The sequence below is a fragment of the Burkholderia anthinoferrum genome (assembly GCF_002925705.1).
Taxonomy (GTDB): domain Bacteria; phylum Pseudomonadota; class Gammaproteobacteria; order Burkholderiales; family Burkholderiaceae; genus Burkholderia; species Burkholderia semiarida.
Genome location: NZ_LFZP01000003.1, coordinates 53,991 through 69,223, shown reverse-complemented (window position 1 = coordinate 69,223; position 15,233 = coordinate 53,991). Strand labels below are relative to the sequence as shown.

At 66.8% G+C, this 15,233-nt stretch carries 13 protein-coding genes and 1 pseudogene; 5 read left to right on the top strand and 9 right to left on the bottom strand.

Features of this window, described 5'->3' with window-relative positions; translation table 11 throughout:
• Positions 1 to 10: 10 nt before the first annotated feature.
• The gene (locus tag C5F75_RS01570) at positions 11 to 625 is read right to left on the bottom strand and encodes a CGNR zinc finger domain-containing protein (protein WP_060010894.1); all 615 of its coding nucleotides are present in this window, start codon (positions 623 to 625) and stop codon (positions 11 to 13) included.
• Between the two features lie 81 nt (positions 626 to 706).
• Between C5F75_RS01570 and C5F75_RS01565 the strand changes: the two genes are divergently transcribed.
• A complete protein-coding gene (locus C5F75_RS01565) occupies positions 707 to 1,522 on the top strand; it encodes an alpha/beta fold hydrolase (protein ID WP_059573600.1) in 816 nt (271 codons plus the stop codon).
• Between the two features lie 25 nt (positions 1,523 to 1,547).
• On the opposite strand, the gene C5F75_RS01560 is transcribed toward C5F75_RS01565, so the two are convergent.
• From C5F75_RS01560 to phnA, 5 genes are all read right to left on the bottom strand, one after another.
• Positions 1,548 to 2,306 carry an amino acid ABC transporter ATP-binding protein gene (locus C5F75_RS01560; RefSeq protein ID WP_059573599.1) on the bottom strand — a complete coding sequence of 253 codons (759 nt, stop codon included), beginning with the start codon at positions 2,304 to 2,306 and terminating at the stop codon, positions 1,548 to 1,550.
• Positions 2,303 to 2,983: an amino acid ABC transporter permease gene (locus C5F75_RS01555; protein WP_059573598.1), complete on the bottom strand. Its 681-nt coding sequence runs from the start codon at positions 2,981 to 2,983 to the stop codon at positions 2,303 to 2,305. The genes C5F75_RS01560 and C5F75_RS01555 overlap by 4 nt, the downstream gene beginning before the upstream one ends.
• Before the next feature lie 14 nt (positions 2,984 to 2,997).
• Positions 2,998 to 3,780, bottom strand: a complete 783-nt coding sequence (locus C5F75_RS01550) for an amino acid ABC transporter substrate-binding protein (protein WP_060010892.1) — start codon at positions 3,778 to 3,780, stop codon at positions 2,998 to 3,000.
• A gap of 180 nt (positions 3,781 to 3,960) precedes the next feature.
• Complete coding sequence (phnY, locus tag C5F75_RS01545; protein ID WP_060010891.1) at positions 3,961 to 5,415, bottom strand: phosphonoacetaldehyde dehydrogenase; 1,455 nt, start codon at positions 5,413 to 5,415, stop codon at positions 3,961 to 3,963.
• Positions 5,416 to 5,444: 29 nt separating this feature from the next.
• Positions 5,445 to 6,683: a phosphonoacetate hydrolase gene (gene phnA / locus C5F75_RS01540; RefSeq protein WP_059573646.1), complete on the bottom strand. Its 1,239-nt coding sequence runs from the start codon at positions 6,681 to 6,683 to the stop codon at positions 5,445 to 5,447.
• A 142-nt stretch (positions 6,684 to 6,825) separates the two neighbouring features.
• On the opposite strand from phnA, the pseudogene C5F75_RS01535 reads away from it, so the two are divergent.
• The 3 genes and pseudogenes from C5F75_RS01535 to C5F75_RS01525 all read left to right on the top strand — a co-directional run.
• Positions 6,826 to 7,048: pseudogene (locus C5F75_RS01535) on the top strand (2-aminoethylphosphonate--pyruvate transaminase); the annotation flags it as partial.
• A 90-nt stretch (positions 7,049 to 7,138) separates the two neighbouring features.
• On the top strand, positions 7,139 to 8,527 hold the full coding sequence (locus C5F75_RS01530; RefSeq protein WP_060010889.1) for an FAD-dependent oxidoreductase: 1,389 nt from the start codon (positions 7,139 to 7,141) through the stop codon (positions 8,525 to 8,527).
• A gap of 691 nt (positions 8,528 to 9,218) precedes the next feature.
• On the top strand, positions 9,219 to 9,584 hold the full coding sequence (locus tag C5F75_RS01525) for a hypothetical protein (RefSeq protein ID WP_179231734.1): 366 nt from the start codon (positions 9,219 to 9,221) through the stop codon (positions 9,582 to 9,584).
• A gap of 174 nt (positions 9,585 to 9,758) precedes the next feature.
• Here C5F75_RS01525 and C5F75_RS01520 read toward each other — a convergent pair whose 3' ends face one another.
• Together C5F75_RS01520 and C5F75_RS01515 are read right to left on the bottom strand one after the other, a co-directional pair.
• Entirely contained in the window at positions 9,759 to 10,484 is a 726-nt protein-coding gene (locus C5F75_RS01520; RefSeq protein WP_059573593.1) for a phosphonate utilization associated transcriptional regulator, read from the bottom strand.
• 290 nt (positions 10,485 to 10,774) lie between these two features.
• The gene (locus C5F75_RS01515) at positions 10,775 to 12,415 is read right to left on the bottom strand and encodes an L-lactate permease (protein ID WP_059573592.1); all 1,641 of its coding nucleotides are present in this window, start codon (positions 12,413 to 12,415) and stop codon (positions 10,775 to 10,777) included.
• Between the two features lie 405 nt (positions 12,416 to 12,820).
• Between C5F75_RS01515 and C5F75_RS01510 the strand changes: the two genes are divergently transcribed.
• Entirely contained in the window at positions 12,821 to 13,138 is a 318-nt protein-coding gene (locus C5F75_RS01510; protein ID WP_060010887.1) for a DUF4148 domain-containing protein, read from the top strand.
• Between the two features lie 72 nt (positions 13,139 to 13,210).
• On the opposite strand, the gene gshA is transcribed toward C5F75_RS01510, so the two are convergent.
• Positions 13,211 to 14,824, bottom strand: a complete 1,614-nt coding sequence (gshA, locus tag C5F75_RS01505) for a glutamate--cysteine ligase (protein ID WP_060010885.1) — start codon at positions 14,822 to 14,824, stop codon at positions 13,211 to 13,213.
• Positions 14,825 to 15,233: the final 409 nt, after the last annotated feature.

The window sequence follows — 15,233 nt, the reverse complement described above, 5'->3', positions numbered from 1 at the left end:
GCGCCGCGCGTCACCGCTCCCTGAACGCCTCCACCTTCGCGCGGTTCCCGCACGTGCGCATGTCGCACCACCGCCGCCCGACGCCGCGGCCGCGATCGACGAAGAACCACGTACACCGGCCGCATTGCCGCACGCGCGCGAAATCGTCGCTGCGCATCAGATCCTCGAAACCGAGCGCAGCCGCATCGATCCAGCGCGACGCAGCGCGCGCGTCCGGTCGCCACGCGAAGCGGCCGCCAACCGCATCGAACGCACTCCGCCCGATCGCCTCGCGGATCGCCAGCGCAAGCCGCTCGGCAGCGCGCGCGCCCGCGCCGCCGCCGCCCGCGGCCGTCAGGTGCACGATCGCGGCGTACGCGTCGTCGCGAAAGCGGTGCAGCGCCGCCAGCTCCTCGGGGCCATCCTGGCGCGGATGACGCAGCAGCCGCGCCAGATCGTCGGGCGCCAGCAACCCCGCTTTCCCGGCCCACGCACGCACGGCCGGCCAGTCGACGAGTTTGTCCTCGTCGCGCGTCTTGCCCGTGTCGGCCACCGTGTTGAGGAAGTCGAGCGCCGGATGGCCGCCGACGAAATCGGCCGCGCGCCATTCGTGCCCGTGCCGTGCCGGGTCGGATCGAGTAACCATTTATTTGCACCTATCGGTTTCATATCCGGAAAATCCGGCGTAACCTGTTAACAACCAAAACAGGTTAGCACGGAGAAGCCGATGCTCGAACTCCCGAACCGCTTCAATTTCGAAGGCCACCGGATTGCATGGGGCACGCTCGGCGAAGGCCCGCCGCTCGTGCTCGTGCACGGCACGCCGTTTTCGTCGCAGGTATGGCGCCGGATCGCGCCGTGGCTCGCGCGGCGCCATCGCGTGTATGTCTACGACCTGCTCGGCTACGGCCAGTCCGACATGCCGGACGCGGACGTGTCGCTCGGCCGCCAGAACGCGCTGTTCGGCGCACTGCTGAACGAATGGACACTCGCGCGGCCGCGTGTGCTCGCGCACGACTACGGCGGCGCCACGGTGCTGCGCGCGCACTTCCTCGACGGCATCGCGTATGCGGATCTCACGCTCGTGAACCCGGTCGCGATCGCGCCGCAAGGGTCGCCGTTCGTGCGTCACGTCGCGCAGCACGAAGCCGCGTTCACCGGCCTGCCCGCGTACGCGCACCGTGCGCTCGTGTCGGCCTATATCGGCCAGGCGGTCGCACGACCGCTGAGCGACGAAGCACTGTCGATCTACCGTGCACCGTGGCTCACGCCGGCCGGCCAGGCCGCGTTCTACCGTCAGATCGCACAGATGCGCCAGCGCTACATCGAGGAAGCGGAAGCCCGCTACGCGCCGCCGGACTTTCCGGTGCGCATCGTGTGGGGCGAGGACGACGCATGGATTCCGCTCGAGCAAGGGCAGGCGCTCGCCGATCGCGTCGCGAACGGCAAGCTGATCCGCGTCCCGCACGCGGGCCATCTGGTTCAGGAAGATGCGCCGGAGGCGATCGTCGCCGCGGTGCTCGACGCGCACGCGCCACGCTGACCGCCAGCCACCTCGCGTCGCGTCGTCAGAACACCGGCACGCCTTGCGCGAGCGTCGCGACGAACTTCGCGGTACGCGGGTCGCGCGGCCGGCCGAACAGGTCGCGCGACGCGCCGGCTTCGACGATGCGGCCATCGGCGAGGAACACCGCATCATGCGCGATCGACGCGGCCAGGCGCAGGTCGTGCGTGGCCATCAGCATCGTCGTGCCTTCCCGCGCGAGCTGGCGCAGCACCTCGACCACTTCGACGGACAGTTCCGGATCGAGCGCCGATGTCGGCTCGTCGCACAGCAGCACCTGCGGAGACGGCGCGAGCGCGCGCGCGATCGCCACGCGCTGCTGCTGTCCGCCCGATAGCGTGGCCGGCCATGCGTCGGCCTTGCCCGCGATGCCCACCTTGTCGAGCAGCGCGAGCGCCCGCTGGCGCGCCTGCTCGCGCGGCCAGCGCTGCACGGTCACGAGCCCCTCCATCACGTTCTGCACGACGCTCAGGTGCGGAAACAACTGGAAGTTCTGGAACACCATGCCGGTCTGCCTGCGCACCGCGAATACCGCGTCGCGCGACGGCCGGCGCCCCGGCACGAATGCGATGCGCGCATCGCCGACCGCGAGCGCGCCCGCCTCCGGCACTTCGAGCAGGTTCACGCAGCGCAGCAGCGTGCTCTTGCCGCTGCCGGACGGGCCGATCAGCGCCGTTACGCTCCCCGGCTGCAATGCGAGGTCGATTCCGCTCAACACGCGATGCGAGCCAAACGACTTGTCGATGCGCTCGAGACGGATCATCGCAACTCCGCGTGGAACAGCGCATGCCGGCCGAAGCGGGTTTCGAGGCGACGTTGCAGCGTGGACAGCACCGAGCTGAACAGCAGATAGATCAGCGCGGCTTCGGTATAGAGAATCAGCGGCTCGTAGGTCACGGCCGCGATGCGCTGCGCGGCCTGGAAGATCTCGGGTACCGTCAGCACGGCCGCGAGCGACGTGTCCTTCACGAGCGAAATGAACGAATTCGACAGCGCGGGCAGCGCGACGCGCGCGGCCTGCGGCAGGATCGCGCGGCGCAGCGCCTGCGCGCGCGTCATCGACATCGAGTACGCGGCCTCCCATTGCCCCTTGGGGATCGATTCGATCACGCCGCGAATCACTTCCGCGTTGTACGCGCCGACGTTCAGCGAGAAGCCGATCACGGCGGCCGTCAGCGGATCGAGCACGATGCCGACGCTCGGTAGCCCGTAGAAGATCACGAACAACTGCACGAGCAACGGCGAGCCGCGGAACAGCCAGATATAGAAACGCACGACGGCCTGCGCCCAGCGCGGCCCGAACAGCCGCGCGAGCGCTGCGCCGAACGCGAGCAAAAGGCCGATCGCGAACGACGCGAGCGTGAGCGGAACCGTAAACACGAGCCCTGCAACGAGCAGGGGGCGCAGCGATTCCGCCATCAGGTGCAGCCAGGCCGGCATCGTTCAGCCTCGCGTCACGGCTGCGACACGTCGCGGCCGAAGTACTTCTGCGAGATCTTCGCGTAGGTGCCGTCCGCCTTGATGTCCGCGAGCGCCTTGTCGATCGCGGCCACCAGCGCGGGGCTGCCCTTGCGCAGCAGCACGCCGGACGCGTCGCCCGCGCCGCTCGTGTCGGTCGCCGCGATCTTCAGTTTCGCGTCGGGCTTGTGCTTGCGGAAATCGAGGTACGACAGCGAATCGTTGATCGTCGCATCGACGCGTCCGGACGTCAGCAGGTCGATCGATTCGTTGAAGCCCTGCACGGGCACCACGTCGGCGCCGTGCGCGGCCGCGAGCTTGCCGAAATTGCTGGTCAGCGTGTTCGCGGATTTCTTGCCCTTCAGGTCGTCGAACGAGCGGATCGTCGTGTTGTCCGCGCGCACGATCAGCACCGCGTGCGACGTGATGTACGGCGTCGAGAAATCGTATTTCGCCTTGCGCGCGTCGGTGATCGACACTTCGTTCACGACCGCGTCGTAGCGGTTCACGTCGAGACCCGCGATCAGCCCGTCCCATTTGCCTTCGACGAACTGCGGCTTCACGCCGAGACGCTGCGCGATCGCGGTCGCGATGTCGACGTCGAAGCCCGTCAGCTTGCCCGTCTCGTCGTGGTACGTGAACGGCGCGTAGGTGCCTTCGGTACCGATGCGGAACACGCCGGCCGACTTGATCTGCGACAGGTCGTCGGCAGCCAGCGCGCTGGTGGCCGCGGCGGCCTGCAGCAGCGCGACGACCAGGATGGAGCGGAGGAATTTCATGGTGCGGACCCCGAATGATTGGAGAGAATCATCCCGCCGGCACGCCTGCGCCGTTCGAGAGGTCCGCGAATTCTACCGATGCGGGAAGGCCCGGCAAAAACGCAAATCGGCTAACGATATGAGCCGATCGAATAACGCCCGCACCAGCTGCCATGCCGGCCCGGGCCCCTTACACGTCGCTTACCATGGCAACGAATACGTCTTCGTGTTCGTGAAGCTCTTCATCGCTTCCTGCACACCCTCCTTGTATCCGAGCCCCGAATCCTTCACGCCGCCGAACGGCGTCAGCTCGAGCCGATAGCCGGGCACCTCGCGCACGTTCACGCTGCCGACTTCGAGCTCGGTGATGAAGCGCGTGATGTGGTCGAAGCGGTTCGTGCACACCGACGACGACAGCGCGTAGTCGGTGCTGTTCGACATCCGGATCGCTTCGTCGATGTCGCGAAAGCGCAGGATCGGCGACACCGGCCCGAAGGTTTCATGCTTGACCAGCGGCATGTCGGGCGTCACGCGATCGACGACGGTCGGCGAATACAGCGCGCCGTCGCGCACGTTGCCGACCAGCAGCCGCGCACCGCGCGCGATCGCGTCGTTCACCTGCTGCTCGCAGAACCGCGCGGCCGCTTCGTCGATCACGGTGCCCATGTCGACCGACGGATCGGACGGGTTGCCGTACGACCATGCGCGCGTCTTCTCGACGACGAGTTCCGTGAAGCGATCGGCCACTGCCTCGTGCACGAGCATCCGCTTGATCGCCGTGCAGCGCTGCCCCGAATTCCTGTACGAGCCCGACACCGCGAGCGTGCTCGCCTCGTCGAGATCAGCGTCTTCCATCACGATGATCGGATCGTTGCCGCCGAGTTCGAGCACCGCGCGCCGATAGCCCATCCGCGCGGCGATCGATTTGCCGATCGACACGCCGCCGGTGAACGTGATCAGGTCGATCGCCGGGTTCGTGATCAATTCGTCCGCAATGTCCTTCGGGTCGCCGGTGATCACCTGCAGCATCTGCGGCGGCAAGCCGGCTTCGTACAGGATGTCCGCGAACAGGTAGCACGACAGCGGCACCTTCTCCGACGGCTTCACGACGATCCGGTTGTTGGTCGCGACCGACGGCACGACCTTGTGCGCGACCTGGTTCATCGGGTGGTTGAACGGCGTGATCGCCGAAATCACGCCGAGCAGCGGGTCGCGCTGCGTGTACACGCGGCGCTTCTTGCCGTGCGGCGTCAGATCGCACGAGAAGATCTGCCCGTCGTCCTTCAGCACTTCGCCGGCGCCGAACGTCAGCACGTCGGCCACGCGGCCCGCTTCGTACGTCGAATCCTTGATGCACAAACCGGCCTCGGCCGTGATCAGCGCCGCGATCTCCGCGGTGCGAGCACGCACGATGTCGGCCGCGCGGCGCAGGATCGCCGCGCGATCGTGGCGCGTGAGCGTCGGCCGGTACGCACGCGCGACCGCGAATGCGCGGCGCACGTCGTCGAGCGTCGCCTTCGGCACGGTGCCGACCAGTGCGCCGTCGTACGGGTTGCGCACGTCGATCACCGCATCCCGCTGAATCCGCTCGCCGTCGATTCGCAGTGCCTCGCGACGAATCTCGCGCACCGCCGTCGATGCTGCAAAGGCGTTCATGCCTGTATCTCCCCACGGATGCGCGTGCATCACTGCAGATGGTTGAGCGCGATATCGATGATGTCGAAGTTGCGCAGCCGCGCGCGGCCCGCGACGTCGGTCGCGACCGGCTTGCTGAAGATCAGTGGCACGATCTGCTCGGAGATCCCGCCGTGCGAGCGCAACGGCACGTCGAGGCCGGACAGATCGTGCTTGATGCGGCGCGTGCCGAGCACGACGTCCTGCCTGGAGATCACGATCAGGTCGCCCATCCGCGCGGGCGGCAGCTCGAAGCGCGCGCAGCCTTCGGCGCCCGTCAGCACGACGTCGATGCCGTCGACCGCGGCGAGCCGCGCGCGCAGCGCTTCGGCATCGGCCGTTGCCGGCACATAGACGGTCGCGAACGAACCGAGCGCACCATGGTGCACGACGTACGGATCGGTGATCGGCAGGATCACGCGCGCCGCATCGTGGCCGAGCCATTCGTCGAACAGTTCCTGCAGGTAGACGACGTTCGGCTCGCCGGTCGCGTCGTCGTGCTTCGCGTTCATCCCGTGATCGGCGGTGATCGCGACGATCGCGCCGAGCTCGTCGAGGCGCTTCAGGTACGTGTCCATCATCGCGTAGAACGCGTTCGCGCCTTCCGTGCCTGGCGCGCACTTGTGCTGCACGTAGTCGGTGGTCGACAGGTACATCAGGTCGATCGGGCGCGTCTCGAGCAGGCGCACGCCGGCCGCGAACACGAATTCCGACAGCGCCGCGCTGTACACGCTCGGCACCGGCTTGCCGACCAGCTCCAGCACGTTGTCGATGCCGTTTTCCTCGACGCTCGCTTCGTCGGCCTTTTCCGACGAGAAGCAGATGCCCTTCAGCCCCTTGCCGAGCAGACGGCGCAGCTTGTCCTTCGCGGTGACGACCGCGACGCGCGCGCCCCGCTCGGCGAAGGCCGCGAGCACGGTGGACGCGACGAGGTACTTCGGATCGTTCATCAGCACCTCGGCGCCGGTGTCGCGATCGTAGAAGTAGTTGCCGCTGATCCCGTGGATCGCCGGCGGCACGCCGGTCACGATCGACAGGTTGTTCGGGTTCGTGAAGCTCGGCACCACGCATTCGCCCTTCAGTGCCGTGCCGGGCTTCAGCAGCGTGCGCAGGAACGGCGCGACGCCCGCCTCGGCGGCCTCTTCCAGATATTCATACGCGCAGCCATCGACGCAGACGACCACCACGGGCCGGCTCATCCAGTTGTAGCGACGGCCGTTCACTTCCACGGAGACGGGCGTTTCAGTCATGACGTTCATTCCTTTTCCTGTCGAAGCTGTGAGCCGTCGGCGCCCGAGCCGCGCCGAAGGGGTGTTTCGATGCTTGACATTAAAATGGACGATTTGTAGATTGTCAACAACATGCAAAAAGCAGGAAGCAAGGCGATGGCGCCCGGACGATCCGAATGACGACTTCAAGCGGTGTTATCAGGAGGTCAAAAAGGGCGACTACATTCCGTATCCGGGCAAGCGGACCGAAGGTGCAGACGCTCCGCGTCGGCTGCATCGGTCGCGTCGGCGAAGCCGCGATTCCGCGCGCTGTCGCGGCGATCGCCGACACGCTGAAGGCGATGGATGTGCGCCGCAGCCGCCTATCGGCCGAAGCGGCTGCATGACGATGTGACGCGACGTACCGACCGCATACGCATGCGGCCGCCCGTTTTTCCGGCTGTGCGCCGCACGGCCCTTTATCGACGAATGCTCCGATGCGCCCCTTCTGGATCGAACAAGCACTGTTCAACGACGGCGATCTCGCCCCCGCGCTGCAAGGTGCGACGCAGGCCGCCGTGTGCATCGTCGGCGGCGGCTTCACGGGCCTCTGGACCGCGATCCAGGCGAAGCGGCACAACCCCGCGCTCGATATCGCGATCCTCGAAGCCGACCTGTGCGGCGCCGGCGCGAGCGGCCGCAACGGCGGCTGCCTGCTCACGTGGTCCGCGAAATTCCTGACGCTGCGGCGCCTGTTCGGCGAAGCCGAGGCGATCCGGCTCGTGAGGGCGTCGGAAGCGGCCGTCCAGCACATCGCCGACTTCTGCCGCACGCACGGCATCGATGCGGAACTGCGGCTCGACGGCACGCTGTACACCGCGACGTCGCGCGCGCAGGTCGGCACGCTCGCGCCGGTGCTCGACGCGCTCGCCGCGTGCGGCATCCACAGCTACGAACATCTGCCGCCCGCCGAAGTCGCGCGCCGCTCGGGCTCCGCACGCAATCTCGACGGCGTGTACTCGCCGATCGCCGCGACCGTGCATCCCGGCAAGCTCGTGCGCGGCCTGCGCCGCGTCGCGCTCGATATGGGCATCCGGATCTACGAGCGCACGCCGCTCGTCGACTTCACGCCGGGGCAGCCGGCCGCCGTGCAGACGCCGTCCGGCAGCGTGCACGCAGGCAAGCTGGTCTTCGCGATCAACGCGTGGATGGCGAGCCGCTTCCCGCAGTTCGAACGCACGATCGCGGTCGTGTCGAGCGACATGGTGATGACCGAGAAATGCCCGGCATTGCTGGAGCGGACGGGGCTCGTGGACGGCGTGTCGGTGCTCGATTCGCGGATCTTCGTCTACTACTACCGCACGACGGCCGACGGGCGGCTGATGCTCGGCAAGGGCGGCAACACGTTCTCGTGGCGCAGCCGCATCGCGCCCGTGTTCGACCGGCGCTCGCCGTACGAGGCGCAGCTCACGCAGAGCCTGCGCGCATTTTTTCCGTCGCTTGCGGGCGTGCCGATCACCGCAAGCTGGAACGGGCCGTCGGACCGCTCGGTAACGGGCTTCCCGTTCTTCGGCCGCCTCGACGACGCGCCGAACGTGTTCTACGGCTTCGGCTATTCGGGCAACGGCGTCGGGCCGACCTACATGGGCGGGCAGATCCTGTCGTCGCTCGTGCTCGGCCTCGACAACGCGTGGACGCGCAGCCCGCTCGTGCGCGGCCCGCTCGGCCGGTTTCCGCCGGAGCCGATTCGCTATGTCGGCGCGCATGTCGTGCGCAATGCGATCCGCCGCAAGGAGCGCGCGGAAGACGAGAACCGGCAGCCGTCGGTCGTCGATACGTGGCTCGCGAAGTTGGCGAGTGCGGCGGGGAAGGCGGACAAGGCGTAACGGGCGGGGCGAATGCGGCGAGAAACGGGAGAGGCCGGCGGCTCCCCGGCACCATCATGTCGCCAGCCTCTGTCGAATCCGCACATCGACCGAACAACAGGTGGGGAAATCCCGCTAATAGAAAAAGTCCGATTCCAGGCGCCGCTTTTGTTTCGAAACGCAAAATCCCCCATGAGGACAATCACGCATCGACAAGACATGTCCCAGCTAAAATAAAACTTATAAAACGGCGCACCAATCCATACGCTTTATTTTTGTCATTTCATTATCTCGATTTTATTATCAAAAACAGCATGATAGGATTCAAACAATCCGAAAAATAGAATCCCGCCTTTTCTTTCATGCACTCATCAACAACCATTGAAATCTTGATTAGCGATTCCCGATCCGTCTCGAGAGGGTCGCAGTTCGGACATGTCGCGATTGCAGTCGATGGGGTCGTATATGGCCGAGCGCACCCGGGATGGGACGTAGATAGCATCCTGAACTACTTAAATCGCCAGCAGACCAAGATGCAACGCGATACGATCGGCTATCTCCTTCATACATCCAGGGATGAGAAAAGGATCATCGTTTCCGAGATAAAACGCCGGCTACACGAAAACAAACCATACTCTCTCGTCGACAACAATTGCTCCTCGAACATAGCCGAAGTACTTGGCAAAGCGGGAATTCTGGCTCACGACCCGAGATGGCAACTCCCGAGTATCATAGCGCCTGCGGATTTGATGACCGGTCTGCGCCATTCGAAACGCCTGATTGGAATCCGACGGTATCCGAAAAAATGACACGCCTGCTGCTAGTTGTCGCGCTCACGATGATGATCGGTGCGTGCTCGAAATATAAAGACGAGAAATGGGCGGCACTTCGTGACATGCCAGCCTTCGCCGAGCCAAACGACGACAGAACGCATCCGATCTTCACGGTCAGGAAAGGCGAATCCTGCGTCCCGGTGACGGATCGGGCTGCGAAGATTTACGCGTACACGCAAGTGCGCTGCGAATCCGGAACGGGTTGGGTACTCGACGACTTCTTTGATAAGCAGCGCGGCCAATGATCGGCGGCGAGCGATCATCGCATTCGGACGAACATCATCGATGTCCTGCGCAGAGCTGGCCGTCGGGCTCTGCCCTGCAACGGGGATGCGCCAGCCGGCATCTCTATCGAAGACCGTGATTCAGTTGGCCCACTCCGTGCGTCGTCAATGTGCGGTAACCGCTAACGCGGCAATTCACGCGCCCGCCTTCTCCCGCGCCGCCTTGCCCGTCGCGGGCAACCCCTGCTCATGCATGCGGCGCATCCGGGCGAGACCATGCGCGACGTGCTCGCGCACGAGCGCGACGGCCTTTTCCTCGTCGCCGGCCGCGAGCGCCTGGACGATCCTGTCGTGCTCGGCCGCCGACACCGCGATCGCATCCTCCTCGGCCTCGATCGCCGCCTGGCGCAGCAGGCCGAGCTGGCGCACGAGCCGCCGGTAGGTATCGACGAGATGCGTATTGCCGACGCCGACCACCATCGCGTCGTGGAACTGCACGTTCAGCTCGGTATAACGCGTGACGTCGTGCGCCTTCGCGGCGTCCTTCATCGACTGGACGATGCCCTTCAGCACCTTCAGCGTGTCGGGCGAGATGCGCTTCGCCAGCGCGCGCGCGACCGACTCGTCGAGCATCGCGCGCACTTCGTAGATCTCCTCGGCCTCGCGCAGCGGCACGACGCGCACGGTCACGCCGCGGTTCTTCTCGTTGCGCAGCAGGCCGGCCTGTTCGAGCGCGCGGAACGCTTCGCGCACCGGGCCGCGCGACACGTTCAGCTTCGTCGCGATATCGACTTCGTTGAGCTTTTCGCCGGGCGCGTATTCGCCGGAGACGATCGCGCGCTCGAGCATGTCCTGAACGATCATCGCGAGCGACTGGCTTTGCAGGAGTTCGATGGCGCTGAGCGCGTTCGGGGCAGTCATGGTCGGGCAGGCGGCGGAGCTGTCGGTGAAAACGGGGGCGCCGTATCGGCGAATGATCGTTGTATACCGTCGCCCCGGCATATTGTCCACAGTTTTCAGTCGCCAAAAGCCCATCCTGCGCGCCGGAGCGCAACCAACCTGCAACCGGCACGCCGCCGCCGTGCGGTACGCGGCGGGCGAACGCGCGCTGAGCCGCCGCGCGCTCGCCGTTCCCGCATGGTACGTGGCGCTTTTCCCGCGCCTTCCCTCGTTGTTTTCCTCGTGCCTTCCTTCTGTCGCGGCGCCGTGCGTCACTTCGGCAGCGCCGGAATCATCCATGTCAGCACGTGCTGCTGCAGGAACACCAGCACGCCGAGCAACAGCGTGAGAATCACGCTGTGCCAGAAGGTGCGGGCGAACACGACGCCCTCCTGCCCTTTCAGGTCCGTCGTCGACACACCCGTCGCGATGTTCTGCGGCGAGATCATCTTGCCCATCACGCCGCCCGACGAATTGGTCGCGGCCATCAGCACCGGATCGAGGCCGAGCTGCCGTGCGGCGACGACCTGCAGGTTGCCGAACAGCGCGTTGCCCGACGTGTCGCTGCCGGACAGGAACACGGCGATCCAGCCGAGCGACGCGGACACCAGCGGGAACAGCGCGCCCGTCGACGCGACGCCGGTGCCGAGCGTGTAGCTGATGCCCGAGTAGTTCAGCAGGTACGCGAGCCCGACGATCATCATCACCGTGACGATCGCGATCCACGTTTGCCGCCACGTCTTCACCACGCATTCGACGAACGCGCCGGGGCCGGTGCGCGTCAGCGCGGCCGTGATGATCGCCGACACGAGGATCGCGGTGCCGGTGCCGAGCGGCTGGAAATCCCAGATCGCCGCATACGGCTTGTGGTACAGCGACACGTACACGGCGTTGTGCAGGCCCGGCCACTTGATTTTCACGTCGCCGATCGCCGCGATGTTCGCGTGCACCCACACGATCACGACCACCGACACGACGAGCCACGGCAGCCAGCCGCCGAAGCCCGCGCGCGCGGCGCCGGCGGCGGCCGGCACGCTGCGCGCGAGCGCGTATTGCGGATCGGGCTGCGGCTTCCACACCTGCAGGAAGCCGATCGTCACGATCAGCGACGAGAGCGACGACAGCACGTCCGTGAGCTGGTAGCCGAGGTAGTTCGACGTGACGAACTGCGCAAGCGCGAAACTGCCGCCGGACACGAGCAGCGCCGGCCACAGCTTCGAGATCGAGCGCAGCCCGCCATACGCGCCGACCACGTAGAACGGCAGCAGCAGCGCGAAGAACGGCAACTGGCGGCCGACCATCTGCGCGAGCGTCGCGGGCGGCAGCGACGTGACCGCGCCGAGCACGGTGATCGGCACGCCGAGCGCGCCGAACGCGACCGGCGCCGTGTTGAACAGCAGCGTATAGGTGAGCGCTTCGAGCGCGGGGAAGCCGAGCGCGATCAGGAGCGCGCTCGTGATCGCGACCGGCGTGCCGAAGCCGGAAATCCCTTCGAGCAGACAGCCGAACGAGAACGCGACGACGAGCAGCACGAGGCGGCGGTCGTCGGGCAGGTTGTCGAGCATCCACTGCCGGAACTGATCGAAGCGGCCCGACTTCACCGCGATGTTGTACAGCAGCAGCGCGTTGAAGACGATCCACATCACCGGCACGACCGCGAGCGCCATGCCGGCGCCGACCGCGTTGAACGCGAGGCCGGCCGGCATCCCCCACGCGCCGATCGCGACCGCGAGGCCCGCGACGAGCCCCGCGAGCGACGCCTGCCACGCGGGGCGGCGCAGCACGCCGAGCGCGATCAGCGCGACCGCGATCGGGATCACGGCGACGAGAAACGACAGGAGCAGCGAGTGCGCGACGGGCGTCAACGGTTGCGCGAAGACGATGCCGGGCGGTAGGGCGTCGGTGGGATTCATCGTGTCTCCAGAGTCGACCCGAATTCGCATGTCGATGCGCCGGGTTCGGTACAAGGCGATGTCCTGCAGTCACGGCCGCGATCGGGCGCTTGCATGCGCAACGACGTTGCGCGGCCAACCGATCGGTCGCTTAAAAGAGGTTAGGAGGCGCGGCACGCTTGTACAAGGGGGAGAAGCCCGATGCGGGCGGCCCGCCGCACGATGGCCGGCAGATGGCGCGCCGCTGTCGCGCTCGACAGGAAACCCGTCGCGGCCGGCTCACCGGTGCGCGCAATGTTGCGCGACCGGAAAAGGTGACTGCCAGCCGCGACGATGTTTCGTTGGGCATCCGGACCCTAGACTGGCTGCATCGTTTCCGGCCGCGCCGGCGATGGCGCGGCGCCGGAACCTCACGGAGCACACACGATGAAGACGATGAAACACGCGGCATGCGCATTCGTGCTGATCGGCGCGGCGTTCGCCGCTCACGCGCAAGCCGCGTCGACGCTCACGCGCGCGCAGGTCCGCCAGGAACTCGTGGAGCTGCAGGCTGCCGGCTACCGGGCGAGCCTCGCAAGCAGTCCCGACTTTCCGGGCAACATGCAGGCGATCCTGCAGCGTGCCGCGCAGGCGCGCGGTGAAGGCGACGTGGCCGGTTACGGCGGCGCTGCCCGGGCCCGCACGGAATCGGGCAAGCCGGCGCTGCCGCACGTGGTCGATCGCGGCACGTACGCCCATCACTGATCGCCGATGGAACCGGATGGCCGTCGCATCGCGGCGTGGCGCAGCATTCTGCGCCGGCCGCGTGCGCGATCGTCACACGCTGAAGCGGTTCAGCGTATAGGCGCGATAGGCGGCGACGAATGCGTCGAACGATCCGGCCTCCTTCGCTTCGAGCTCGGCCTGCTCGGCGAGCGACTTCGCGGCGAGCGCCTGCTCGGTACGCAGCGTCTCGGCCGACGGCGGGCGCGCGCGGAAATGCGCGGCATGCGCTTCGCTCTGCGCGAGCGCGAACGCGAGGAACGACTGGCCGTTCTCGCGCATCGTGCGCAGCACGCGCGCGGATGGGGTGCGCTCCGGATCGGCGAGCTTCTCGCGCTGCGCGGCAATCGCGCGCGCATGCGCGTCGCCGCCGCGGATTTCGTCGAGCCGGCGACCGACGACCTCGATATCGGCCATCAGCTCGTCGGCCCACTGCTGCAGCGTGACCGACTGGCCGTCGCGCGTCAGCGTGAGCCCCGGCTTGCGGCCGTCCAGCGTCACGCTGCCGAAGTTCGCGTTCGCTTCCTTGTACGCGTCGCAATCAAGCGGCGCGCTTTCGTCGAGCGCGCACGCGAGCAGGAACGCATCGATGAAGCGCGCGGTCTCCAGCGCGATGCCGGTCGGTTCGAACGGATCGATGTCGAGGCAGCGCACTTCGATGTACTGCACGCCGCGCGACGCGAGCGCATGCAGCGGCCGCTCGCCCGAATACGTGACGCGCTTCGGCCGGATCGTCGAGTAGAACTCGTTCTCGATCTGCAGCACGTTCGTGTTGATCTGGATCCACTCGCCGTCGCGATGCGTGCCGATCGCCTCGTACGCCGGATACGGCTCGCTGACGGCCTTCGACAGCGCGTCGAGATAGCCGGGCAGCGTGTTGTAGTCGACGTGCAGCGCGGCCTGGGCCGTCGTATTCGAGTAGCCGAGATCGCTCATCCGCAGGCTCGTCGCATACGGCCGGTACAGCGTATCGGCGTCGAACGTGTCGAGCTTGTGCGGCTTGCCGCGCAGGAACTTCGTGTCGAGCACCGGCGACGCGCCGAACAGGTACATCAGCAGCCAGCTGCGGCGGCGGAAGTTGCGGATCTGCGCGAGATAGCGTTCCGACTGGTAATCGACGAGCGTCGCCGTGGATTCCTCTTCCGCATGCAGGCGCCGCCACACTTCCTCGTGCAGCGAGTAGTTGTAGTGGATGCCGGCGATGCACTGCATCGTGCGGCCGTAGCGATACGCGAGGCCGCGCCGGTACACCGTCTTCAGGCGACCGATGTTCGACGTGCCGTAGTCGGCGATCGGGATCTGGTCGTCGGCCGGCAGCAGGCCCGGCATCGAGTCGTTCCACAGGATCTCGTCACCGAGCGACGCATACACGTAGCGATGCAGATCGTCGAGGCGTTCGAGCGTGAGCGCGGCGTCGCGCTCCGCGGGCGTGATCAGTTCGATCAGCGCTTCGGAATAGTCGGTCGTCAGCGCCGGATGCGTGAGCGCCGAACCGAGCGCGCGCGGATGCGGCGTGAACGCGATCATCCCGTCGCGCGTCACGCGCAGGCTTTCCTTCTCGATGCCGCGCAGGCCGTCGGGCAGATGCTGCCGCGTCGGGCCCGAGCTCAGCGCGTCGAGGCGTTTCAGCAGCAGTTCGGACTGGCGGTAAGTCATGGTGTTCGACATGGAGACGCAAGTGCGTGACGGCCGCGCGCAGAACGCCGCGCGCGGCCGGCTGGATTGTTGGTCGCTTCGTTGGTAGCGGGCACTTTAACATCTCGCCGGAACCCGCGCTTGAGGTGGCGCCGGGTCCGGCGCACGGGCCTGAGCGGGCCACCGGACGGGCCGGACGCGCCAGTCCCGGCCTCCATCGCCGGTTCCGGACAACGCCGGTCGGCACGCCGGTCAGCGGAATTCGTCTGACGGACCGTGAACGGCGAACGCGTGGCGCGCGGGTGCAACCATGCCGCTGAATGGATCGGGAAGCGACGCGTGCGCGGACATCGCACGCGCAGCATCGGGGCGGCGCCGAATGCGTGGCATCGCCATGACGGGCCGCGTCACGCCTGCACTCGCCGCATGCCGGCATCGCGTG